Genomic DNA, 24,891 nt, shown 5'->3' with positions numbered 1-24,891 from the left:
CCTCGCAAATGCGAGGCCTTTTTTGTGGTTCATCGTGGAGTAGAGGGTCAATCAAATCTTAGACTAAATTATGCCTCAGCGGATCCCCACTCTTTACGCAGTGTCTTCGTCGCCGAAACTAAGTTAGTAAGTGCCGCTTCTGTCTCTGCCCAGTTACGAGTCTTTAATCCGCAATCAGGGTTTGCCCACAAACGTTCTGCAGGTATTTTTTCTGCCGCTTTCTTAAGTAAATCTACAATCCACTCTTCTGAAGGGATGTTTGGCGAGTGAATATCATAAACGCCAGGTCCAATCGCATTCGGATAGTTAAACTCTTCAAACGCTTTCAGCAATTCCATGTTCGAGCGAGAAGTCTCAATGGTAATCACATCGGCATCTAGCGCGGCCACTGAATCAATGATCTCGTTGAACTCGCTATAACACATATGGGTATGAATCTGAGTTTCTGGTTTAGCACTCGCCGCTGAGATCTTAAAGGCATCCACTGCCCATTCTAAGTACTCTGCATGGTCGCGTTTTTTCAAAGGCAAACCTTCGCGAATAGCAGGCTCATCGATTTGGATTATGTTAATACCTGCGTCTTGTAAATCAGACACTTCATCACGTAGAGCAAACGCCAGTTGGTTAGTGATCTCTTTGCGTGAGATGTCTTCACGAGGGAATGTCCAACATAGAATAGTGACTGGTCCGGTCAGCATGCCTTTCATCTGTTTCGAGGTCAGGGATTGCGCATAAGTCGACCACTCGACCGTCATTGGTTTTTCACGCTCGATATCCGCAACCACAATCGCCGGTTTCACGCAGCGAGAGCCATAGCTTTGTACCCAACCAAACTTAGTGGTTTGGAAGCCTGCTAGGTTTTCTGCAAAGTACTCCACCATGTCATTGCGTTCCGCCTCGCCATGCACAAGCACATCCAAATCTAAGGCTTCTTGGCGTTTAACCGCATCAGCAATATGACCTTTCAATGCGGTTGTGTATTCCGCTTCATTCAGTTTGCCAGTTCGGTAAGCACTACGCTGAAGACGAATCTCTCCTGTCTGTGGGAACGAACCAATGGTTGTGGTTGGTAACAGCGGTAAGCCGAGAACTTCAGACTGATGCGCTGCACGCTCTGCGTATGGAGCACTGCGTTCTGCCAGTGCTTTGGTAATGGTATTGATACGAGCCTGAACTTGTGGCTTGTTCACATGAATCGCGCTCTTACGGGCAACAATTGGTTGGCTGTAAGTCTCACACGCCAAAATGGCCTTTTGATCGCCGTCTAACGCCGCACCCAACAAGCTCACCTCGGTCACTTTCTGTTTTGCAAAGGCAAACCAACTCTTCACTTCTTCGCTAAGCGTTTCTTCTAACTCCAAATCAACAGGACTATGCAGCAATGAACATGAACTTGCGATCCAAAGCTTATCTCCTAGTTTGTCTTTCACAGGTTGCAGTAACTCAAGCTGCGCGGCTAAGTCAGCTCGCCACACATTGCGTCCATTGATTGCACCCGCAGAAAGTACCCAATCTTCCGGTAGTTTATTAACCACTTCATCGAGTTGCTGCGGTGCTGCTGCTAAGTCGATATGTAAGCCGTTGATAGGCAGATCTACGATTTTATCTAATGTATCTGTGACCGAATCAAAGTAAGTGGTAAGTAGTAGTTTTACATCGCCTTGAATCACTTGGTAAGCCAGCTTGAATGAATCTACCCACTGATTATCAAGCTCCAAAGCCAGGATTGGCTCATCAATTTGGACCCACTCTACGCCAAGCTTTGAGAGCTTTGCCAAAATGGCTTGATACGCGGTAAGAAGGCGAGGAAGTAGAGATAAGCGGTCAAACCCATCTTCCACTTCTTTGCCTAGGTATAAGTAAGAGAGTGGCCCAAGGAGTACAGGCTTAACTTTGTGTCCTGCTTTAATCGCTTCATTCACTTCATCAAACAGTTGAGGCCAACTTACTTCAAAAGAGTCATCTTTGCTGAACTCAGGAACAATGTAGTGATAGTTAGTGTTGAACCACTTGGTCATGTCAGAAGCAGCTGAACTGTCTTTAGTGACATCATTCGACGTATGCGAACCACCGCAGCAAGTAGATTGAACTTGAGACTGACCACGACCAACGCGGAACAAGGTATCTAAATCTGGGAAGGCTTTTTCATCTTCTGATCCACCAGCATGGCGCTTGGGAACGTGGCCTAGAAGTAGAGTCGTAGTTAGTACATGGTCATACCATGCGAAGTCACCCGCAGTTGCAAAGCTTAGATTCGCGTCAGCTTGTACATTCCAGTTACGATTTCTTAATTCACTGCCGGTCTGCTTGAGCTCAGATTGATCGATCTCACCGCGCCAGTACTTCTCGAGAGTGAATTTGAGTTCGCGTTTTTCACCGATACGTGGGTAGCCAAGAATATGCGTTGTTGTCGTCATGTGTCTGTTCCTTATTCGATAATTTTAATTTCCGGTCAGACGGTTTAGTCCGTAGTTTTAACTTTCAACCGAGGCGTCTGGATGGCTAAACTATCTCCCTAATCTGAACGATGAACAAGGTCCAAATATTCATCTTGTTTATTAATAATTTTCATCTTTGATAATCTAACTGCTAATTTATTAAATCCATCTGGACATCTAGACGTTTACAAATGAAAGAAAACACCGTAGGGTGATTATTAAGAAATATTGAATTGGCTTAGGGAATATGAGGAATACTCATGATAGAGCTTAAACACCTTCGGACATTGACCACCTTGAGAGACAGCGGCTCGCTAACCGCGACTGCAACTTCTCTTCATCTGACTCAGTCGGCACTTTCTCACCAGTTGAAAGACCTTGAGGCCCGTATTGGCGGTCAGCTCTTTTTGCGTAAAACAAGGCCGGTTAAATTTACCTCGGAAGGCGAAATTTTGTTAAAACTGGCTGATGAGATACAGCCACAAATCGCAAAAGCTGAAAACGAAATCGCAAGCCTAAAAGAGGATGTGAATGGCCGATTGCACATGGCGATCGAGTGTCACTCATGCTTCCAATGGCTAATGCCCGCTTTGAAGGAATACCAAGTTGCTTGGCCAAGCGTGACCTTAGATTTCTCGTCAGGGTTTGGGTTCGAGCCTCTACCGGCATTGATGGCTGGAGAACTCGATTTGGTGATCACCTCTGATATACAGCCCCGTTCTGAAGTTCACTACGAACCGCTTTTCGATTTTGAGATGCGTTTGATCACCGCGATCAACTCTCCTTTAGCCGAAAAGCCGAGTATTGAACCGCAAGATCTTAGTGATATTACGATGCTCTCTTATCCGGTTCAAAAGCAGCGTCTCGATGTAGTGAAACACTTTTTGCAACCAGCAGGCGTTGAACCAAAGAAATGGAAACAAGCAGACAACACATTGATGCTGGTGCAAATGGTATCGGCAGGCTTAGGGGTTGCTGCGTTGCCAAATTGGGCAATCAGTGAATTTTCGAGACAAGGGTTAATCGCCAGTAAACCATTGGGTAACGGGCTTTCAAGAAGGTTGTTCGCAGCGGTAAGAAACTCAGAAAAAGACAAACGTTACCTACAAGCTTTCTTTAGCACGGCAAGACAGCAAAGTAAGAGTCACCTAGATGGCATTGAGGTCGTTTAAGAGACTCGTTGTTGGGTTAATTTATGCATGCGTTGAACCTGATAGGTATGCGCCAAAAACAAAAAAGTCACAGATTATCTGTGACTTTTTTATTTCCAATACCGACAACAGGCAATGAGTGTTAATTCGCGATAGAAGAAACTCTCATTGTGAGCTTATCTTGAGTAAGACTTGAACTGGTTAGTCAATGGATCGTATTGATAGCCCAACATATCAAGCTTGCCTACAACACTTTCTATATCCATTTCATACATACTGATCAGCTCTTCAAAGCTATCGCATTCTAAGCGAAGTTTTTCATTCACGATTCCCAGCAAAATAATGCTATCGAAACCTTTGACGTTGCTTAAATCCATCCCGTACTCCTAACGAACACACCGACTAGATTTAAGTTTAGAACGCTTACCAACACCACGCTAAAAAACAGATCACACTTTTTCGATTCAACACCGAAAGGCTTGTGAGATCAGTAACCGCCTACATCGCCCAAACTGGCGTTAAACCAACAGCCGCCGCCAATAACATCAACAATGAAATAGTCAGCTGAAGCTTTTCAGGGGTTTTAACGAACAATAAATGCCAACACCACACCACGATAGCTGAGATTAGCAAAGCAAAGCTAAACAGCAGAGTTGAAATCATGGGCTCTAATTGAGCTTCAGACAGAGAGTAAACATTGATGACCGTCGCCAAAACCACCAACATCCCCGTCAGCACACCAACAACGGGCAGAACACGGTGAAAAGCCTGTAAGCGTGTTCTTGCAATCGTCAGCAGTAAATGACCAAACGCTGCCCCCAATAAAACCACGAGTAATAAAGTGCTAATAATACCGACTGTGGTTGCTTGCTCCGTCGCTTGTATAGCAACGTATGACAGTGCTAAACCACAAGCTAAATACATCACCCAAATAGGGCCAGAATCTCGAGTCTTCTTGGTTTGAACTTGAGAATAGAAATAAAAGATCGCGAACACGACAAGAAATGCTTCAATTCTTAATGAGGCAACGGCAAGCCAAAGCACGCCAATTGCAGGCAACATCTTGTGAATGCGGCCACGTTGTCCCGGGCAAATATCCCCTTTCACTAAGATGAGGGTTAAGATCAGTTGGGCTCCTAATAGCATCGGAGCAAATTGTACTAATAACGTTTCGACCATTGTGGATCTACTTCTTCAAACTTATTTTCGCGAATAATATCAAAAACTGGTGCGAACACTAATCAAAATCATAAATTAGAGACGAGATTCAAGGCTTCAACTATGCTGATGTATGGCTCTTCTGTCGCCATTTACCGTAAAAACACGAAAGACATCAAAACTAACATGGGCATGTTCTACTGGCTAGTCTAGTCTCATGCCGCTATAATTCCCGCCTCAAAAATCAGAGGTTGAAATATGTACAGCGATATCACTCCTATTCACGAACACAAAAAATACTGGGCCGAGTGCTACGGAACTGCACCTTTTTTGCCTACCAGTAGAAAGGAGATGGATGCTCTTGGATGGGATAGCTGTGACATTATTATTGTAACTGGTGACGCTTATGTCGATCACCCGAGCTTTGGCATGGCTATCATTGGTCGCCTTCTTGAAGCTCAAGGATTCCGCGTGGGCATTATTGCGCAACCAAAGTGGGACAATAAAGACGCCTTCATGAAGCTAGGTAAACCTAACCTATTCTTCGGCATTACAGCGGGTAACATGGACTCCATGATCAACCGCTACACCTCTGATCGCAAATTACGTCACGATGATGCTTATACGCCAAACAACGAAGGTGGCAAGCGTCCTGACCGTGCAACTCTAGTTTATTCCCAACGTTGTCGCGAAGCCTACAAAGGCACGCCAATCGTTCTTGGTGGTATCGAAGCAAGTTTGCGCCGTGTGGCTCACTACGACTACTGGTCAGATAAAGTTCGTCGCTCTGTATTGTTTGACGCAAAAGCAGATATTCTTCTTTTTGGTAACGCTGAGCGTGCACTGGTTGAAGTGGCACACCGCATTGCCGATGGCGAAGACATGTCTACGCTGACCAATATCCGCGGTACTGCTATCAATCTTCCTGCTGCCCCAGAAGGCTTCAAGATCATTGACTCTTCTCGTATCGAAAAGCCGAACAAAGCGTACGTTCCGGTTAACCCTTACGAAGTTGAAACCCAGTGTGATACTAAGAAAGACGAAAAAGAAGAAGTAAAAGCGCAACCTATTACTATTCGTCCTTCTCGTCACGACGCAAAAACAACCGCGGTTCGTATCCCAGGTTACGAAAAGCTAAACAATGACCGTATTCTTTACGCTCACGCTAGCCGTATTCTGCACCTTGAGACAAACCCGTACTCAGGTCGAGCTTTGATTCAACGTCACGGTGATCGCGAACTTTGGGTTAACCAAGCGCCGATTCCATTGACCACAGAAGAGATGGACTACGTGTTTGGCCTTGCTTATAAGCGTGTTCCGCACCCTATGTACGGCAAAGCGAAAATCCCTGCATACGACATGATCAAAACCTCGGTTAACATCATGCGTGGTTGTTTTGGTGGCTGTTCTTTCTGTTCAATCACAGAGCACGAAGGTCGCATCATCCAGAACCGTTCGAAAGAATCTATCTTGGATGAAATCGAAGACATTAAAGATAAAGTGCCGGGCTTCACCGGTACTATTTCTGATTTGGGCGGCCCAACGGCGAACATGTACCGTTTAGGTTGTTCAGATCCTAAAGCAGAAATTAACTGTCGTCGTCCATCATGCGTGTTCCCGAAAATCTGTGAAAAGCTAAACACAGACCATCAACACACCATCGACCTGTACCGCTCTGCGAGAAAAGTACCGGGCGTTAAGAAGATCATGATCGCTTCTGGTGTACGTTACGACTTAGCGATTGAATCTCCAGAATACGTTCGTGAGCTTGTGACTCACCACGTTGGTGGTTACTTGAAGATTGCTCCAGAGCATACTGAAAAAGGTCCACTGGATCTGATGATGAAGCCGGGTATGGGCACTTACGATCGTTTCAAAGAGATGTTCGAGAAATACAGCGCTGAAGCCGGTAAGAAACAGTACCTAATTCCTTACTTCATCTCTGCTCACCCGGGCACAGAAGATGAAGACATGCTTAACCTTGCAATGTGGCTGAAAAAGCACAACTACGAGTGTGACCAAGTACAGAACTTCTATCCATCGCCAATGTGTAATGCAACGTCGATGTACTACTCAGAGACCAACCCTCTGAAACGCGTGAAATATAAGAAGCGTGAAGATGTTCCTGTACCGAAAGGTGATCGTCAACGTCGTCTGCATAAAGCGCTGCTTCGTTACCACGATCCTGAAAACTGGAAGATCATCCGTGAAGCGCTGATCAGCATGGGTAAAAAACACCTAATTGGTGACAAAGCAAACTGTCTAGTACCAGAAGAAGATTTTGAAGCTCAGACACCGGCGCAGCGTCGTAAGTCTGGTCGTCACGGCTCACAGCGCTTTGCGACTAAGCACAGTAAGTCTCAACCAGGTCTTGGTGGCGAAAGCCCACGTAACCATTCTAAGCCTGGAGGCAATAAGCCTAAGCCAGGTGGCAATAAGCCAAAACCGGGCGGTAAGAAGCCAACGGGTAGCCAAGGTAATGGCAATCAGGGCAACGGAAAGCAGAACGGCAATGGTAACGCGCATAAACCAGCGACGGGCTTCATCAAAAAAGCCCCTGCTAGTCAGCAATCTCAAGGCAATAGCGGCGGGAATGGCAAGCCAAACCGTAACAAAGCGGGTAATGGTCAAGGTGGTAAACCTGTGAGTAACGGCAAGAATCGCCAACGCGCAGCACAACGTTAAGACAGCAACCCATTGACTTCGCTATGGTAAAAACACAAAGCGCAGCTTTTTAGCTGCGCTTTTTTGTGCCCGTTGCCAATGGCTAGCTCCTTAGCCACGTAAATACTTAGATACCAAGGGGGTTACCTACTTATCTAACGCGTAAACACCCAATACTGGCTAAATAGGTAATTGGTGACCATTCCGACAAGAGTCCCCACTGCCATTGCGATAAAAACAGCTCCGATAAAGGTAGGAAGCAATTCCGTCATCAGCTTAAAGCACAGCAAATTAGGTACCGCTGATATTGATGCGGTAAACATGAACTTTTGCCACTGAATCAGCTTCTCAGACCAATGACCTCGCCCTTTATATTCAAAAGTCAGTATACGATTACCCAACCATGTCGTCGTTGCAGCAGCAATAAAGGAGCTAATTCGCGCCATCATTAAAGGCAGCCCAACAACATAATGCAGCAATGCAAAAACCAAACAATCAACAACAAACCCACCAACACCAACCACAGCAAATCGAACCATCTTGTGGTGGGACTGTAGTCTTTGGCTATGTGATTGAAGCTTGTCATTGAACATTCGTAGCCTTGAGTTAACGCTGAACATCATTTTCACTTTCAATATGATTCAACGAAAAATTTGGTGTGTTGCTCTGGTTATGGCAGCTGAACAAAGCACGCTTTATTTTCACCGTTGGCTCTAGAATACACGTTAATGCGTTCTCTTTAATCTTGGTTTCCACTTCAGATCTTTTACCAATCAGATAGAACTTATCAATGCCATCTATCTGCTCGATATCGAGAAGTCTTTTCGCTTGACCATGACTGTAAAATTGCCCAGAGAATGGTCGTTTACCCACGTAAAAGCTTGGCGCAGAATCCGTAATCTGTTCGAAAATAATACGGTCACTTTTCTCGTTCGCCTTTCCGAGATTCAGGTAGACCATCGCAATCATTAGCAACACAGGTAGAACCAAAGCCACGCTCGAGAACCACTTCTTATCTTTTTCCACTACGAGTATAGCAATCAACAAGCCAAGGGCCGGAATACCTGGCAGGACGTAAGCTGGGAGAATATTGCCCGCCATAGTGAAAAGAATCAGAGGTGAAATCAACCAACAGACAAGAAATGAAAACAAGCCGCGATTTTCAGTATTAATTTCTGCAATTTTCTTACGACGAGCGAAAGTTAAAATAGGTAATACAATCGACCACGGCGCAGCGGCCTGAATCCAAAATACCCAGATCATGCCTCTGGTTTCATCATGAGCAGAACCGTATAAATCGCCCTCCCAACCACTCACAACAAAACGCTTAAAGTGTTCGCCAACAATAAAATAATCAATAAAGCCCGGAGTAGCCATTTCAGCCATAATGTACCAAGGCAAGGCAATCGCCAGCATGACACCTAAACCAGACAACAGTGGAAAGCGTTGCCACAACACTTTAAAAGCCCCAAAAATACCATGTTGTAATAGCAACCAAGGGAATACTGCGATACCCATGATCACAATCGCAACAGGACCTTTTGCAAGCAAGCCCAACGCCAAGCCTACAAATCCAACGTAACCCCAGGTTTTGTTGGTTCTCTCACTTCCTTCGCCTTTACAGTCTTCTCCACCGAGCCAACATAAGTAAAAGCCCAGCATCGCGATGGTCATGGCTAACGTTAACGCCATGTCGGTCATCACAGCACCCGCGGCGATAGAGAAAATCCCACATGTTGCCAATACAACAGCCGCCACTAAGGCACTTTGTCCCGTACGCTTCGCCAGATACGCGACCAATAGAATCGTCGCGAAACCTGCTAACCAATGCGGAGCACGCACAGCAAACTCACTCAAGCCGAACAACTCAATACCAGCAGCACTCATCCATGTGAACAACGGTGGCTTACCCCAAAAAGGAATACCGTAATCAAACTGAGGGGTTAACCAATTGCCAGTTTCTACCATCAAGCGAGCCATTTCTCCATAGCGAGCTTCAGTGGTGTCCATTAACGGATAAGTCGCCAAAGATAAAAGCCTTAAAACTAGTGCAAAAGCCAACAAATACCATAGATGCGTTCTGTTCAAACTCATGCTGATTCCTCTAATTTAAAATGTGTTTTCAATGCGGGAGTATCAACGACCGATTGGATCAGATAAAGAGGGCGATTCTTGGTTTCGATGAAAATACGACCTATGTACTCCCCCATTAAACCAATACTCAACAGTTGGATTCCGCCAAGTGCAAGTTGCACGACCATCATTGACGGATAACCCGTAATTGGCTCGCCAAACATCATGGTTTTGAACACGATGAAGACGCCATATACAAAAGCAGTAAGAGCCACTAAACCACCAACGGCCGTCGCAATACGCAGAGGGCGGATAGAGAACGAGGTAATCCCATCCATCGCCAAACCGATTAACTTGAGGTAGTTCCACTTGGTCTCGCCACAGAAGCGAGCATCACGCTTAAATTGGAGTGTCGCTTGTCGGAAACCCGGCCATGAAAAAATGCCTTTCATGTAGCGGTTACGTTCTGGAAGCTGATTGATATGGTCGACAACCTCTCGGCTTAACAGTCGAAAATCACCCACATTCTCAGGAACATCAATCTTCGCAGCCACGTTCATGACTTTGTAAAAGCTCGCTGCTGAAAACTTCTTAAACCATGTTTCACCATCACGCTGGCTGCGCTGCATATTGACGACGTCATAACCTTCGCGCCACTTGGCAATCATTTGCGGGATAAGCTCAGGTGGATCTTGTAAGTCAGCGTCTAGCAAAATCACCGCTTGTCCACGACAGTGCTCAAGGCCTGCGCTCATCGCTGATTCTTTGCCAAAATTACGGCTTAAACCGATAACAGAAATTGAGCTATTGATTGAAGTGAATGAACTCACCAACTCCAAGCTGTTATCTTTGCTGCCATCATCGACATAAACGATTTCACTGGTGATGGGTAAGCTATCCAGCACCTTGGTAAGGCGAGAGTGGAACTCTTCCAATACCTCTTGTTCATCGTAAAAAGGCACAATGATAGACAGAGAAACCGCAGGGTTGATCTGCGATGTAGATATCTTAGGGCGGCTTATATGAAGTTCAGACATAATACGTTCTTCTATTTTTTAATCTGAATCCAATCTACCCTCCCATAAGTGAAAGTTATGTTATTGACATATTTTTCACGCTCACTCAGGATAATGTTACCGTCTATTTCTGTATGAGAATCAAAATGAAACGAGTTCTATTAGTCGAAGATAACCGTGAAATCGCAGGTGTCTTGATTGATTATTTTGAGTGTATTGGTATGGAACTCGATTATGCGGACAACGGCGAACTCGGCCTGCAACTCGCGTTGGAAAACTCATTTGATATCATCATATTGGATCTGATGTTGCCAAGAATGGACGGCCTCACGGTTTGTAATAAATTGCGAGACCAAGGCAACGCGACACCTATTTTGATGCTGACCGCGCTAGATAGCCGCGATGATATGTTGAAAGGGTTTCAGCATGGTGCCGATGACTATCTAACCAAGCCTTTTGATTTGGATATTTTAGAAGCAAGAATGAACGCACTAGTTCGTCGTTACCGCGGAAAAGTAGCCTCTTCAAAACTTCAGTTCGGTGAACTCACCATCGACCAAAAAACCCGTAAAGCTTACCGCCAAGATAAGCTTCTTGCGCTAAACCCAACCACTTACACCATACTTGAGATGCTCTGCCAAAACGCACCGGAAGTGGTGACTCGTGAAGATATCTCCTACAAATTATGGGAAGAAGATGAACCCAATAATGATGTGCTGCGCAGTCACATCTATCAATTACGAAATCAACTCGACAAGCCTTTTGACAGTCAAATGTTGATTACGGTTCCTAAAATAGGATTCCGCTTGGAGTCATCGAATTGATTTCCAACTTTCTGACAAGCACTAAAACCCTCACCGGCCGCTTAGCTGTTTTCTTTGGGCTAATGGCCGTGATTGTGTCTGCGTTCGTCTATATCGTTTTTATTGTCGCGCTCTACATGTCTGAAGACCGGGTCGGAGAAAGACGCATCTTGATTGACCGCAATTACGCCGTCGAGCTATTTCAAGCCGGAGAAAGTGGTGAGTTAAGAATTGATGATCTGACAGTCGCCTATAACGACCCGTCATTCGTACCTCCCGAATATTATAAGCTCATTGCAAATAAAGAGAGCTTTCTCGGAGAGATCGGCGAAGAGCCAGAGTCAAGAATGGTCTATGTTGGCGAGTATTCTGACAAAGGAAAAACCCACCCAATAATCCTACTTTCCGAAATAGACCGTGTTGAATTTGCTATTTCTGAACTTGTGTACGCGACCGCCTTTGTGCTCACGTTACTTTCTATCTTAATTTTTAGTTTTGGTGCTCTGCTCTATCGACTGTCAAAACGACTGATTGAACCATTCAACTCTCTCTCTGAGCAACTTGAGTCGAATAAACTCAATCTCAACGAAGAGTTCGGTGTGAGTGATGATGCGGCAGTTGAATTTCGTCAGCTAACCGATCAACTGAATCAGTATCGTCGAGAAATCAATTCCTTGGTCAAGCGTGAACAAGCCTTTGCTCGATACTCAAGCCATGAGTTAAGAACACCACTAACCGTTGCTCGTGGTGCGAATAAATTACTATTAAGAAGCGAAACCACCGAGTTTCAATCTCGGCAGGTTGAACGCATTGATGAAGCCATTGTTCAGATGTCTGAGATGGTCGATGCCTTGCTTGGCCTAGTTCGTTACGAAAGAAATAGTGACGATGCACCGCTGCGCTTGTTTAGCCAGCAAGAATTAGAGACCATCGTTTCCAAAAATACATTACAAGCAAATGAGAAAGCAGTCGAAATATCCCTACTCGTTCAATCTGAGCCTATAATTCAAGCCACCAGTGCGATCATGAACATGTTGGTTGGCAACTTGTTGAGAAATGCGATTGCAGCGACCAATAGTGGCACAGTGAGCATCACTCTCTCACAAGACAATCTGGTAATTGAAGACCAAGGAGAAGGCCTTCAGGAACAGTACAATCCGAATGGTCATGGATTAGGTTTATTGATTGTCGACGACTTGTGTCAGCGCTTCCATTGGGACTTTGAGTTGGTCAATCGCAACTCTGGAGGGTGTACTGCAAGAATCGCCTTTCAGACAGATTCCTCCTTATCCACATTAAAGCAAGCAAACTCGTAATACGAAGCTCAATACCCTATGAAAACTTGATTTAGCTGGTTTACAGCACTCGCTAGCTACTAGATACTCAGTAGTCCTTTTTGATTTAAAAATGCTGGCTCTTGAGTCAGCATTTTGTCTAAGTGCGATGAAACTAAATAATAGCCCTGTAACTCAGCATCAATACAACGATCACACCTTTTTCTTAAAGCGAGACGATAAGCTTCACTCCCACTTTTGCGGCAACAAAGCCAGAAAGTTCATGAAGCTACTGGAAGACGATCACCCAAACACCACCACTCTAATAAGCTATGGGTCCGCTCAAGCTAACTCCTTGTTCTCGCTAGCCGCACTTGCAAAAATCAAAGGCTGGACGCTTGAGTTTTACGTCGACCACCTTCCTCAATGGCTACAAGAACGCCCACTCGGCAACTACCGTGGCGCTATCGATCTTGGGGCTAAGGTTATTTCAGTCAAAGAAACAGGCTCTGAGCTTCATCCACAAGCGTATATTGAACAAATAAGGCAACCAGGTTCCGATTGTATTGTGTTACCTGAAGGTGGACGTTCTCAGCTTTCTGAATATGGCGTGAAGCAACTGGCGATGGAAATACTCAGCTGGACGCGCTTCGAAAACAAACACGATTTTGTGGTTGCACTGCCCGCTGGTACTGGTAGCACAGCGCTGTATCTTCATAAGCATTTAAAACTGCACAACATCCCGGTTTTAACCTGTGCTTGTGTTGGTGGCAGTGACTATTTAACGCAGCAGTTCAATGAGCTTGGCGAGACCGATCACCCGCAGATCTTACCGCTCAAAACCAAACACCACTTTGGTAAGTTGTATCAGCAGGATTATCAAACTTGGTTAGATCTACAAGAGCAAACCGACATTGAATTTGACCTGCTCTATGACCCTTTGATGTGGCAATGCTTGGAACGTTGGCAAGAAGACAACCCGACCAAAACCATCATCTACATCCATCAAGGCGGCATCTTAGGCAACGAGTCGATGTTGCCGCGCTATCAGCGGAAGTATCCGGAGATGAGCATTAGCAAAACCAACGCATCTTGGTAATTTTTTTCCTTTATTCTCCAGTTTAGCTATTCAAGTTATAAACTGAAATCTGGCGAGAATCATCGCGTTATCTATACTTTCGATTGGAACGTCAATTGTCATCGAAAGGAATAACGCATGCGAAAACTCACAACGCTCGGCCTGTTTTCAGTTTTACTGCCCTTCTCTGCGATTTCAGGAGAAAACATCACTTACCAAGTCGATGGTATGGATTACGAAGGTTATTGGAGTGAGGCCAGTGACCAAGCGCCTTTGGTGCTGCTAATTCACGATTGGGATGGCTTAACTGATTACGAAAAGAAACGTTCTGAGATGCTCAACGAACTCGGTTACAACGTGTTCGCCATCGACCTATTTGGTAAAGGCATTCGCCCTACCGAAGTGAAAGACAAAAAACAACACACAGGCGAGTTGTATAAAGACAGAGAAAAAATGCGTGCACTACTTAATGCGGGAGCGATGGAAGCGAAAAGGCTTGGTGGTAACTTAGATAACAACGTGATAATGGGTTACTGTTTTGGTGGCGCAGCCGTTTTAGAAGCCGCTCGTGCTGGCATCCCATCGAAAGCTTATGTCACCTTCCATGGCGGTTTATCGACACCTAAAGGACAAGACTACTCTGAGACAAAAGCTCCAGTTGTCGTGTTCCATGGTACAGCAGACGCCATGATCTCAATGCACGACTTTGGAAGCCTCGCAGCTCAACTTGAATCAAGCAAGGTTCCGCATGAAATGATCACCTACAGTGGTGCGCCACATGCCTTTACCGTATTCGGCTCAAACAACTATCAACAAGAAGCTGACCAGAAATCGTGGGATAGATTTACCCATGTACTAGGGCGTGTTGATCTTTGCTGTACATTTTGTGTTCAACAATACATCGGTAGCCACATTAACATGAATGCCAGCGATAACATGCTGGCATAATTCCTTTCTAGCTTGTCATATCTACTTGAAATAGCTCGATAATGCTTAATTCTCCCAAAGGCATTTTCGACCAAGTGACGATACTTGTATAGACACCAATCCATACTGTCTTTGTCTATATCTTGTCCGTAATTGCGTTTAGCAATTACCGTTTCTCCGCCACGTTCCTTAACAAAAGTACGGAAAGGTTCGCTGTCATATCCTTTATCACAAACGATAGTATTAACTTCATCGAGTTGTTCAACTAAGCTTTCGGCATGCACTATATCGTGGCGTTGTCCTTCTGATAAATCAAAGCAAATCGGCAGACCACCACTATCTACGGCTAAGTGAATTTTGGTTGAGTTGCCCCCGCGACTTTTTCCTATTTGCTCTGAGCTTTCAGTAGCTGCACCTGTACTATGCTGATGCGCTCGAACTATAGAGCCATCAAGAAAGACCCATTCAAAATCAGCCATGCTAGATAAGCTTTTGAAAAGTTTATCTAAAATCCCTTTCTTTGACCAAAGATTAAATCGTCTGTAAACGGTACTCCACTCTCCGAACTCAGAGGGTAGATCTCGCCAAGGAATACCTGTTCTCATTCGATAAAGTATTCCTTCAAATGTCATTCGATGTTCAGTTTTATCGTAAATACGACCTGTACTTTTCATAACTTGGAGTAGCAGTTCCCAGCGAATATCAGTTAGCATTGTTCTTGGCATGGTATTGGTTATGGTTTTACTTTTGGCGAAGCAAATTATAACTCTTTACCATGCTGTTCAAAAAACACTCACGAAAGATCAACACGCCCTAGAAACCACCACCAAATAATCTTCTCCTTGAGAACCCATAACCCCATTCTACAGTTTAAAAATGGGGTGACTTTAGTTAACACGGTGTCATGCCGCTACAAATAACGATGGATACTTAAGTCATCAGATTTAATATCACTGGCAGAGCCACTGACTATGCTTGCTAAGATCTTTCCTGAGCCACATGCCATTGTCCAACCTAATGTCCCATGACCTGTATTGGTAAATAAATTTTTGATAGGCGTCTTGCCGATGATAGGCGTGCCATCTGGCGTCATTGGTCTTAGCCCAGTCCAGTATTCAGCCTTAGAAAAGTCCCCCGCTTGTGGGAAAAGATCTTTTATCACCATATCAATCGTGGCTTTACGTTTTTCTGGGATTAGGTAGTCAAAACCAGCGAGTTCTGCCGTACCCGCGATACGAATACGATCATCAAATCGCGTCATCGCGACCTTGTAGGTTTCATCCATAACAGTCGAAGTCGGTGACTTATCTACATTCACGATAGGCAATGTTAGTGAATATCCTTTCACTGGGTAAACCGGTATAGACAAGTCGACTTGCTTTAATAGTTCTCGAGAATAGCTTCCTGACGCGACCACGTAAGCATCCGCTTTAAACTCGCCTTGAGTCGTTGTAATAGTCTCAATGGCTTGATTCTGGTGATTCAAACTTACCACTTCAGTATCAAACACGAACCTAACACCGAGTTGCTTGGCTTTCTCAGTCAAGGTTAAACAGAACTGATGGCAATCACCGGTTTCATCATGAGGTAAGTATAAGCCGCCCACCAGCTTGTCTTTGACGTCCGCTAAACCCGACTCCACTGACAGACACTGGTCAACATCAAACAGCGAGTGTTCGATCCCACTCTCTGTTAATAGCTTCATATCCTGCTGAATAGCATCGAGTTGCTTCTCGCTTCTGAATACTTGCAAGGTGCCTTTCTGCCTGCCCTCATAAGCTAAATCTTCACTGGTTCTTAGATGAGTAAGACACTCTCGACTGAAGTTTGCCACTCTTAACATGCGTGACTTATTCATGGCGTACTTGGCTTCATTACAGTTGGCCAACATCTTAGTCGCCCAAGCAACTAATTCAGGAGAAAGTGACGGCTTCACTTTTAGAGGCGCATGCTCTTGGGTAAGCCATTTCATTGCTTTCAACGGAATCCCCGGTGCCGCCCATGGTGAAGAATATCCGTAAGAAATTTGCCCTGCATTCGCAAAGCTGGTTTCCTTGCCACTGCTATCTTGACGATCAATAACCGTCACTGTATGACCTTCTTTCGCAAGGTACCAAGCACTGGTTAACCCAATAACACCGCTACCAATTACAATAACTTCCATTCTCTTCTCCTAATGCCCGACAAAGCCAAAATCTGTCGAACACAGCTGTCAGTCTAAAACTCGTTTCGTTAATAATTTGTAACTTATTCCGCGCATGTTGACTTAACAATAGAGGTAGCGTTGACAAAAACTCAATTCAACTTAAAAACGAATTCGGCAATTTGGAACTGTGATATTGGCGGTATTTGGTCGCTTAGGAGGAGTCGCGAAGTAAATCTACTATTCTTAGATATTGTAAGCGTCATGACTCAAGAAAGTGGCGTTTTCAAGTAAGAAATCTAACAAGGTTTCGGCCTGTAGCGTGAGTGCGCGGTCTTTTAAAGATTGAACCTTAACCGTCGCCTTCGATAGCATCTCCAACTCGGTCGCAACCACTTCAATCTGCCCTGACTTTATTTCATCGATCACCGTGAGCTTAGGCATAAAGGTGACACCCAACCCTGCTGAAACAAAGTTAGTCAGTGCAGTGACTGAGTTCGTCTGAAGCTTAGGTTCTAACGTGAAATGTGACATTTGCTCGGCATGCTTGACCAATCGACCCATCCCTGTTGAGTTGTCGATCAACGCCAAAGACACATCCTTAATATCTTGCAGTGTCACAGGTGCTTCTTTCATCGTAAGGAAGTGCCCCTTCGGAGCAATCAATTCGAGCGGATGGCTACGTTCAACGTGGGAGTGCAGTTTAGGATGTGGAGCAGAAGCATAGGTTATTGCGAAGTCTATCTGTTGATCTTCCAACATCTTGACCGCGTCCAATGCCCCTGCAATTTCAATAGAAAGGTTGATATCAGGATAACGGGTCATAAAGGTTTGCATCGGCTTTGACACCAAGTTGGTAATAAACCCTTCACCGATGGCAATACTTACACTGCCTCCTTTGAGGTTTTTAAGCTTGGCTAGTCGAGTAAGCACTGCAGCCTCTCCACGAACAATGGAACGATAGTAATGCAGCAGCTCATTACCCGCCTCAGTTAACAGTGATTGGCGGTTGTTGCGTTCCCAAACTTTCATTCCCGCTTGCGCTTCGAGCTGGGTCAGCATTCTGCTCATTGCAGCAGGGTCAACATTCATCATCTTGGATGCCTTACGCAATGAGCCATACTTAGACAACGCGTTTAAATACTCAAGAGCGCGGATATTAAAGTGATGCATTCAACTTCCTTGTGATTCGACTGACACTAGATCAAGCGTCTCACAAATTGGCTGCGAACATGTATCCCATTTTATCAAGAACGTATTTACACTTACTAACTTGTGCACCGAGTCACTTCAAGACAGCTAAAGGCTCATGCTCGTTTATTCGATCTACTCTTGATAGACAGATGGAAAGAGCTTAAAGAACCTGTTTGAAACCGCTTAACGAAACATTTTCGATGACATGGCACCTTTGAAGTTCGGCTTTCACTTGAGTAATACCAATCACAGTAAATAAGTGATCAAACATAGCGTAGGAAAAAAGCTTGAGAACAAGGCAGAATTTTTCGATAAGTAGTTATTCTACAATCAAAAATTCTAACGAAGTTATCGAGGTTTTTAACAAGCTAGGGTGACCAGTTATTTACTACGATTGGTATAATACCAATCACAGTAAGCAAGTGGTCATAAATAGCGTTGGAAGGCGTGATAACTAGGCAAAGGACTTTGGGCTAGAGATAGAGATAGAGATAGAGATAGAGATAGAGATAGAGATAGAGATAGAGATAGAGATAAAATATAGGTGCTCTAAAACGAGAAAACCCCAGCATTTCTGCTAGGGTTTTGAATAGTGGTGGAAGGATGGGGATTTGAACCCCAGATACGCTATAAACGTATACTCGCTTTCCAGGCGAGCGCCTTAAGCCACTCAGCCATCCTTCCACAAATTGTGTGTTGAGCTTGTCACTCAACGAGGCGCTACTTTATTGATTCTGCTTGCTTTGGTCAAGAGGCATTATCAAAAAAAGTGCTTTTTTCAGTTTGTTCGATTACAAATTAACTCATTAGATCAAAAACAAACCAAATTTCATTCTATCGTTGTACTTACGCTTGTTGCTTTTCTTAAGCTTGTTGATAGTAGCCCGGAACTCTAAACCATTTACGGCACATATCTAAGAAGTAACCGTACAGCACGCCCATACCACATGAGATAACAGCGTTACTGGTTACAGCCGTAACAATCTGGTCGCTCGAAGCACCTACTGCCAATAAAATACCGGCATACACAGGTGACTGGAATAACACGTACGCCACCAAGTCAGACAAGTTTTTCATCAATGAGCTTTGTGAAAGCTTTGCGCCGTTACGCAAGAACCAATCACGAAAGACTCCATAAGGCCAAGCGATAGCTATGTTTACCGGAATAGATAACGTTCGAGAAGCAAGAGACTGCTCAAACGTCATACCAGAAATAAACACTTCAACAATCATTCCAGAAATAAAACAGAAAACGACCATAGCGAATGTATCCGCAGCTGCGTTTCGAATACAGAATGGACCACGAGACTTCATTGACGATAAACCTAAAATATACCACTACTTAATTAGTGATTTAACAACACATAAACAAGGTGAGATTACACCTAGCCAGATAATGTCACTATTAAATCACAACACAAGCAGTCATACATTCCAAATTAAAAATAAAGTTGTAAATTAACAACCAAAAACCACTTTAAAAGCAGTCACTTCCACCAAAAAAAAACACAAAGGTTAAATAACGAGCGATTTGTTATTATATTTCCGTAATTAAACAACAACTATGCCATAGGAAGATTTACCGTAATGGTATTGATGATTTCTTGTTCAGGAGTGAAACCGAGAGAAACCTGTTCTAAAGCTTTATCGACGTGATCTGTGAGCTTTGCATTATTCATAGGTTCAGCATGAACACGCAAGCTCTCTAATGCAGACTTAATCAGCGCTAAGTTATTATCTTCGAGCGCAACGTACAGCGTGACGAGTAGCTCTTCTGTGTTATCTTTGTTTCGTAGATCAGGTTTAGGTAGTGACTCGCTGTTACTTTGCGAATCGTTTTTTTCCACATCCAGGCAATCAAGATCATGAGCTTTAACTTCATGGTATTGGTAAAGCTTGTTTGAATAGCGGAATAACGCATCATCCAACTCACGCTCATCAATCGGCTTGGCAATAATATAATCCACACCCGCACCAAGCATACGTTCGCGAGTCTCTTTAAAGACATCAGCCGTACAACCAAACACCAGTACCGATGATATCTCGCCTATCAAAGCTCGAATTGCAGTGGTTGATTCAACGCCGTCCATCACTGGCATATGGTTATCCATTAATACCAAATCAAAGCGCTCAGCCACCACGGCTTGTATCGCAAGTTCACCATTTTCGACGCTCTTACAAGTAAATCCTTTACTGCTCATAAAGGTTTCAATAATGACGGTATTGGTTCGGTTATCTTCGACAATCAGTACCTTTAAGCCAGAGTAATCTAACTTCTTATGTGGCAAGCTCTCTATTTCGCCAGGCTGGCAAGGCTTAATCTTCAAGCGAACATCGAAGCTGGTGCCTATCCCTTCTTCACTGGTGACACTAATACTGCCTTCCATCAATTGGGTAATTTTCTTCACAATCGCTAACCCGAGACCAGTACCGCCAAAGCGTCTCGTAGTCGAAGACTCAGCTTGTTCAAACGGTTTAAAAATACGTTTTTGTGCTTCTTTAGATATACCAATACCGGTGTCGCGAACTCGAATACTAAGGTAGGTGTCACTCCCCTCTACGACTTCTTTAAGGTATACCTCGACAAAGCCTCGAGAGGTAAACTTGACTGCGTTGTTTAAGAGGTTAAATAAAATTTGGCGAAGGCGTGCTTTGTCTGAGAAGTACCAACGGCCAGAAGGCACTTCTGAGTACACTTTGAATTGAAGCCCTTTCTCGGAAGACAATGTGTAATAGACACTATTGATACTGCCTATGATTGAATCAAGCGGGAATCGTGTTTCATCCAGATCTAACCGACCCTGCTCTATCTTTGAAAAATCCAAAATTTCATTGAGTAACGTCATCATATGATCACCCGAATCATACAGGCTCTTAAGATGCTTCTCTTGCTCTGTGCTCAAAGGGGTTTTAAGTAAGATCTGAGCCGTTCCTAATACACCATTCATCGGGGTACGAATTTCGTGTGACAAGGTCGCAAGAAAGGCCGTTTTGGCATTGGTTGATGCTTGAGCTTTAACCTTCTCAGCTTCGAGATAGATGGTTTTTTCGTTGAAGGTTTTGATCAAATGTCCGATTTCATCATCACTGGAGTAGTCAACATCGATGATCTCGCCTGCTTTAGAACTATCAACTTGGGCGGCAATCGTTGTGATTGGGCTTATCAAATAGCGATTCAGTAAGTAATAACCTGCCATGACACACAATAATAACAGCGGCACAATACCGCCTTCAACGCTCATTACCTGACGAAACACTTCGTCTGCTACTCGTGATTTTGAGTTGACGACATCCACTTGCCATCCAAACTCTCCAAATTGGTTACTACTAATATAAATCCCATCAACGAGATTGAAGTTATGAGAAACCAACACTTGGTTGAGTTTGTCTCTTAGAGTAATACCAAGGTTGTATTCTTCCGCATGGTTCTTGATAAAGCCGAGTAACTCTTCGAGTGAGAGATCCACCGTCGCGACACCTGCAAAAGTTCCATCGTAATAGTAAGGTGAAGATGCTGTGATCATTTGAACATGTGTATATGGGTCAATATACACATTGCTCCATGCAATGGTTCCCTGCGCTTTGTTTAATACAGATGTATACCAATATTCGTTTTGATAAGGCGTATTTTTGGGGTTGTTATAAGAAAAGATCTGGTCAATATCACCATCGTCGGCTTTGTTGAAAAAATAACTGTTAAGGATTTTATCAGAATCCAATGCATGCGGTTCTGGCCAAATACCTGCGCTGACGATCGTGTCATCGCTAGCCGCCAACATTGACTTAATAAATAACGGTATAACATCAGTATCACTGCGCTGCGCCTGAGCGAAACCAACCAAACTATCAACAAAACCTTGAGAGCTGCCGAGGGGTGCTGTAATCAATTCCGATAACAGTTGTGTACGTAAGTCGAGGTTTTGTTGCAACTTAGCGCGTACAGGAGATTCTACGACGTAATACGTCACACTACCGACAATAGCAATGAACATTGCGAGGTATACACCAAGCGCTACCATACTTTTTTTCTTGAGAGACGAGCGTATTTGCATAATTATCTTGTTATTTTCTTTTCTGTTTAACCTAGTGTTTATCACTAATGACATCAAGCGTTTTTAGATGAAGCTTGATTGGCGCAAGTTCATTGGTACTATAAGCACAAATATGTTCCCTTTTACGGTACCTCACTTTGACTTTACAAGATATTCTTGCGCTTCCAGAGTTGGAAGGAAAGCTAATCACAGAACACAAAACCAAGGGCTTTGTCACTGCAATGGCAGCCGCTCCAAATGTGTTAACCCCTCATGAATGGCTGCCATTCCTTTGGGGTGGCGAAGAAGTCGCACCTTTTACCGACGGTGAACAGCTGGAAAGCTACATTGAAGTTATCATCGCGCTTTGGAACAAAACCCGCCCAGAACTGATCGAAGGTACTTGGGTATGGCCTGAAGCTTGTCAATTAGATGATGCAGAAGTTGTAAATACAGCAGCTCGCGATTTTTGTGAAGGCTTACTTCAAGGTTGGCAGATAGCCCGTGATGATTGGGAAACACTGATGCCCGAAGACAGCGAAGACAACGCATTGGTCGGCGGCGTGTTGCTTTCACTAAGCATGCTTTACGATCCAGAAACTTCCATTGCTACGCTTGCAGAACAAGGCATCGAAGGCCTTGAGCAATTTGAAGAGATCTTTAATGCTGTGCCAGTGATGCTTTGCGGGTTAACGCAACGCGGTATCGCATTAGCCGAAGCTCAATAATTTTCCATTCTCTCTAAAGCGAGAGATATAAAAGAAATAAGCTGCGCTATATTCGAACGATAGTAAGAAGGCCTCACAATGAGGCCTTCTTTCGCTTCAGGAGAGACTAAATAGCCGTCTAAAAGCCTTTCCAATCGAAATGATCAATTCGCTCATCGGCAATGTAAAACAACTTAGTGCCGCTGCTGACAACTTGGTCTAACTCCGGATTAAGCTCTATACCACTCCCCGTATCAATCGCGATCAGCGTTGCTTTATACTTCTCTTTGAATACAGAGAAAATAGGCGCGACGGTTACAGGTTCGGCATCTTTAGGGTAATACGTCGAATACTGTGTCATACCTCTAGTTGAGCTTAAAAGCTCTTGATGAAGCGCACTTGAACCGGGATCAACCGCAGATTTAGCCAGCATTTCGGCACCCACTGCCGGAATACATTCAGAGTTTGGGCAATGTTGATGCAGTAAATCGCTCAACGCCTCATCTTTAAAGTAAACCAGAAGATGAGCCTTAGGGTTTCGGTTCGCACAATAAAGCGCTGCAGACAGCGTGATGTCGTCTTCGGGGTTATCAATAAGAATACAGCTGGCTGACTCAATGCCCGTTTTCTCCATCTCTTTACCATCGGTGTAGCTGTTTACCTTAACGAAATTGATCTCACCGGGTAACGGATTTTCGATATCTGAACGCGTACATAATACGATTGGTCGCTTGCCCGTTTCTTCATGTTGCAGCATACGGATGAGATGAATGGTTCTTTGTTCATTCCACCCCAACATCAAAATGTGGTTTTCCACTCTAACTCTCCTTTTACCTAACAAGCCCGCTCGCCAATATTCAACACCTTCTGTTGCCACCTTACCCAGTAAAGCAGCGAAAAGGCTGAGCCCTCCAGGGATAACAAACAAAATAACAATCCATCGCCCCGCTTCCGTTGTCGGTGACAAATCGCCATAACCAACCGTAGAAGCCGTCACGACTAAATAGTATGCAAATGTAGTAAACGAGTTGGTTAAGTCCGTTTCACCCGCTAAATACAATGTCGACCACGATAAAAACACGTAGCCGAGGAAAGTAAACAGTAGGTTTTTACCATTCAAAACAAAGATATTCGCTTTGACCCAACGTTTGAGTTGTAACCAGATTATCATTAGAGCCTCTAATCCATTTCTCTTAGTTACATGCTAGAAAAAATAAATGATATCAACAAGATGTATCTTAAGAAAAAGGCACATGAGCCCAAAATAATGCCAATAGTCCACATTTAGGTACAAAAAGACTTAGAAATATCTACAAACAATTTCTGGAGTTAATCAAAACTGAGCAAAAAGTCATATGAGTTACTTCCCCAAAGGCACAATCAATGGAGTATGACTTACGGGATCATCAATAATAACGCTATCTAAGCCAAATACTTGCTTAACGAGTTTGGCGTCAATTAAAGACTTAGGTTCCCCTTGTGCGACAATTTCTCCACCAGCAAATGCAATCAGATGATCCGCATAACGACAGGCTTGATTCAAATCATGCAGCACGGCGACGATAGTGTGTTTTTTCTCTCTATTGAGGCTGCGGAACAACTCCAACAAATCGATCTGGTGTGCGACGTCCAAATAAGTTGTCGGCTCATCAAGTAATACTATCGGTGTCTTTTGTGCTAATACCATTGCAATCCAAACTCGTTGTTTCTGACCTCCTGATAGTTCATCAACCTGCCTCTCGGCCAAATCGGTGACACCAGTATCTTCCAGCGCTTGGAAGACCGCCTCTTGATCATCTAAGCTCCACTGCTTAAATAGTTTCTGATGCGGATAACGGCCTCTTGCTACCAAATCAACGACTCGAATCCCTTCTGGAGCTTGTGAGCTTTGCGGCAGTAACCCCAACTCTCTCGCCAACTCTTTAGCTGGTACTTTTTGGATATTCTGACCATCTAGACAAATTTGGCCTTTAGAAGGTTTCAATAAACGGCATAAGCTTCTCAATAAGGTCGACTTTCCGCACCCGTTGGGTCCGACAATGACCGTAAATTTACCTTCAGGAATATGAAGTTCGAGATTTTCACAAATAACGCGATTCTCGTATGCAAGTTTAAGGTTACTTCCATTTAGTCGAGAGATAGTTTTGGATTTAACCGGTGTCGATAGGCTCATAAGTTTCTGATTTAATTTATGTTAAACAATATCCCCAAGTAACTTTTAGCTATTTGCTTAT

Annotated in this window: 19 protein-coding genes, 1 tRNA gene and 1 pseudogene; 7 read left to right on the top strand and 14 right to left on the bottom strand. The window is 44.1% G+C overall.

The annotated features are described in order from the left end of the window. Window positions 1-68: 68 nt before the first annotated feature. Window positions 69-2,417, bottom strand: a complete 2,349-nt coding sequence (metE, locus tag OCV30_RS06045; protein ID WP_065679105.1) for a 5-methyltetrahydropteroyltriglutamate--homocysteine S-methyltransferase — start codon at window positions 2,415-2,417, stop codon at window positions 69-71. A 281-nt stretch (window positions 2,418-2,698) separates the two neighbouring features. On the opposite strand from metE, the gene OCV30_RS06040 reads away from it, so the two are divergent. Next, on the top strand, window positions 2,699-3,610 hold the full coding sequence (locus tag OCV30_RS06040) for a LysR substrate-binding domain-containing protein (RefSeq protein ID WP_065679104.1): 912 nt from the start codon (window positions 2,699-2,701) through the stop codon (window positions 3,608-3,610). 155 nt (window positions 3,611-3,765) lie between these two features. On the opposite strand, the gene OCV30_RS06035 is transcribed toward OCV30_RS06040, so the two are convergent. After that, window positions 3,766-3,966, bottom strand: coding sequence for a DUF4250 domain-containing protein (locus tag OCV30_RS06035; protein WP_009846421.1), 201 nt, complete (start codon window positions 3,964-3,966; stop codon window positions 3,766-3,768). A 121-nt stretch (window positions 3,967-4,087) separates the two neighbouring features. Further along, window positions 4,088-4,768, bottom strand: coding sequence for a hypothetical protein (locus OCV30_RS06030; protein WP_009846420.1), 681 nt, complete (start codon window positions 4,766-4,768; stop codon window positions 4,088-4,090). A 330-nt stretch (window positions 4,769-5,098) separates the two neighbouring features. On the opposite strand from OCV30_RS06030, the gene OCV30_RS06025 reads away from it, so the two are divergent. Continuing rightward, window positions 5,099-7,432 (top strand): YgiQ family radical SAM protein, encoded by a 2,334-nt coding sequence (locus tag OCV30_RS06025; RefSeq protein ID WP_065679103.1) that lies wholly within the window; start codon window positions 5,099-5,101, stop codon window positions 7,430-7,432. 134 nt (window positions 7,433-7,566) lie between these two features. Here the strand turns inward: OCV30_RS06025 and OCV30_RS06020 are convergent, their stop codons facing one another. Genes OCV30_RS06020 through OCV30_RS06010 form a run of 3 tightly spaced genes read right to left on the bottom strand, consistent with a single transcriptional unit; the run spans window position 7,567 to window position 10,521 of the window. Then, window positions 7,567-8,031: a GtrA family protein gene (locus OCV30_RS06020; RefSeq protein ID WP_012603650.1), complete on the bottom strand. Its 465-nt coding sequence runs from the start codon at window positions 8,029-8,031 to the stop codon at window positions 7,567-7,569. Further along, window positions 8,018-9,505, bottom strand: a complete 1,488-nt coding sequence (locus OCV30_RS06015) for an ArnT family glycosyltransferase (RefSeq protein ID WP_065679102.1) — start codon at window positions 9,503-9,505, stop codon at window positions 8,018-8,020. Before OCV30_RS06015 ends, OCV30_RS06020 begins: the two co-directional genes overlap by 14 nt. Beyond that, window positions 9,502-10,521: a glycosyltransferase family 2 protein gene (locus tag OCV30_RS06010; RefSeq protein ID WP_017101037.1), complete on the bottom strand. Its 1,020-nt coding sequence runs from the start codon at window positions 10,519-10,521 to the stop codon at window positions 9,502-9,504. The genes OCV30_RS06015 and OCV30_RS06010 overlap by 4 nt, the downstream gene beginning before the upstream one ends. A 125-nt stretch (window positions 10,522-10,646) precedes the next feature. Here OCV30_RS06010 and OCV30_RS06005 point away from each other — a divergent pair, with 125 nt between their 5' ends. From OCV30_RS06005 to OCV30_RS05990, 4 genes and pseudogenes are all read left to right on the top strand, one after another. Continuing rightward, window positions 10,647-11,324: a response regulator transcription factor gene (locus OCV30_RS06005; protein ID WP_065679101.1), complete on the top strand. Its 678-nt coding sequence runs from the start codon at window positions 10,647-10,649 to the stop codon at window positions 11,322-11,324. After that, window positions 11,321-12,619, top strand: coding sequence for a sensor histidine kinase (locus OCV30_RS06000; RefSeq protein ID WP_017098515.1), 1,299 nt, complete (start codon window positions 11,321-11,323; stop codon window positions 12,617-12,619). Before OCV30_RS06005 ends, OCV30_RS06000 begins: the two co-directional genes overlap by 4 nt. A 127-nt stretch (window positions 12,620-12,746) precedes the next feature. After that, window positions 12,747-13,676, top strand: coding sequence for a pyridoxal-phosphate dependent enzyme (locus tag OCV30_RS05995; protein WP_065679125.1), 930 nt, complete (start codon window positions 12,747-12,749; stop codon window positions 13,674-13,676). Window positions 13,677-13,793: 117 nt separating this feature from the next. Next, window positions 13,794-14,513 (top strand): annotated as a pseudogene (locus OCV30_RS05990) (dienelactone hydrolase family protein); the annotation flags it as partial. Window positions 14,514-14,545: 32 nt separating this feature from the next. Here the strand turns inward: OCV30_RS05990 and OCV30_RS05985 are convergent. The 6 genes from OCV30_RS05985 to OCV30_RS05960 form a co-directional block, all read right to left on the bottom strand. Further along, window positions 14,546-15,307, bottom strand: a complete 762-nt coding sequence (locus OCV30_RS05985; RefSeq protein ID WP_102552608.1) for an IS5 family transposase — start codon at window positions 15,305-15,307, stop codon at window positions 14,546-14,548. Window positions 15,308-15,492: 185 nt separating this feature from the next. Then, a complete protein-coding gene (locus OCV30_RS05980; protein WP_017101033.1) occupies window positions 15,493-16,746 on the bottom strand; it encodes a D-amino acid dehydrogenase in 1,254 nt (417 codons plus the stop codon). 225 nt (window positions 16,747-16,971) lie between these two features. After that, window positions 16,972-17,898, bottom strand: coding sequence for a LysR family transcriptional regulator (locus OCV30_RS05975; protein ID WP_065678732.1), 927 nt, complete (start codon window positions 17,896-17,898; stop codon window positions 16,972-16,974). A 614-nt stretch (window positions 17,899-18,512) separates the two neighbouring features. After that, a tRNA-Ser gene (locus OCV30_RS05970) sits at window positions 18,513-18,603 on the bottom strand. Window positions 18,604-18,783: 180 nt separating this feature from the next. Further along, window positions 18,784-19,233 carry an L-alanine exporter AlaE gene (locus OCV30_RS05965; protein ID WP_009846408.1) on the bottom strand — a complete coding sequence of 150 codons (450 nt, stop codon included), beginning with the start codon at window positions 19,231-19,233 and terminating at the stop codon, window positions 18,784-18,786. A gap of 248 nt (window positions 19,234-19,481) precedes the next feature. Further along, window positions 19,482-21,971 carry a hybrid sensor histidine kinase/response regulator gene (locus OCV30_RS05960; RefSeq protein WP_442478151.1) on the bottom strand — a complete coding sequence of 830 codons (2,490 nt, stop codon included), beginning with the start codon at window positions 21,969-21,971 and terminating at the stop codon, window positions 19,482-19,484. A gap of 137 nt (window positions 21,972-22,108) precedes the next feature. Between OCV30_RS05960 and OCV30_RS05955 the strand changes: the two genes are divergently transcribed. Continuing rightward, a complete protein-coding gene (locus tag OCV30_RS05955) occupies window positions 22,109-22,678 on the top strand; it encodes a UPF0149 family protein (protein WP_065678734.1) in 570 nt (189 codons plus the stop codon). 118 nt (window positions 22,679-22,796) lie between these two features. Here OCV30_RS05955 and OCV30_RS05950 read toward each other — a convergent pair whose 3' ends face one another. Continuing rightward, entirely contained in the window at window positions 22,797-23,828 is a 1,032-nt protein-coding gene (locus OCV30_RS05950; RefSeq protein WP_065678735.1) for a potassium channel family protein, read from the bottom strand. 189 nt (window positions 23,829-24,017) lie between these two features. Next, window positions 24,018-24,830 carry an ABC transporter ATP-binding protein gene (locus OCV30_RS05945; protein WP_065678736.1) on the bottom strand — a complete coding sequence of 271 codons (813 nt, stop codon included), beginning with the start codon at window positions 24,828-24,830 and terminating at the stop codon, window positions 24,018-24,020. Between the last annotated feature and the right edge of the window lie 61 nt (window positions 24,831-24,891).

This window comes from Vibrio atlanticus (genome assembly GCF_024347315.1).
Lineage (GTDB): Bacteria > Pseudomonadota > Gammaproteobacteria > Enterobacterales > Vibrionaceae > Vibrio > Vibrio atlanticus.
Note: the sequence above shows the minus strand (reverse complement) of the source record. Positions and strands in the feature narration are given on the sequence as shown.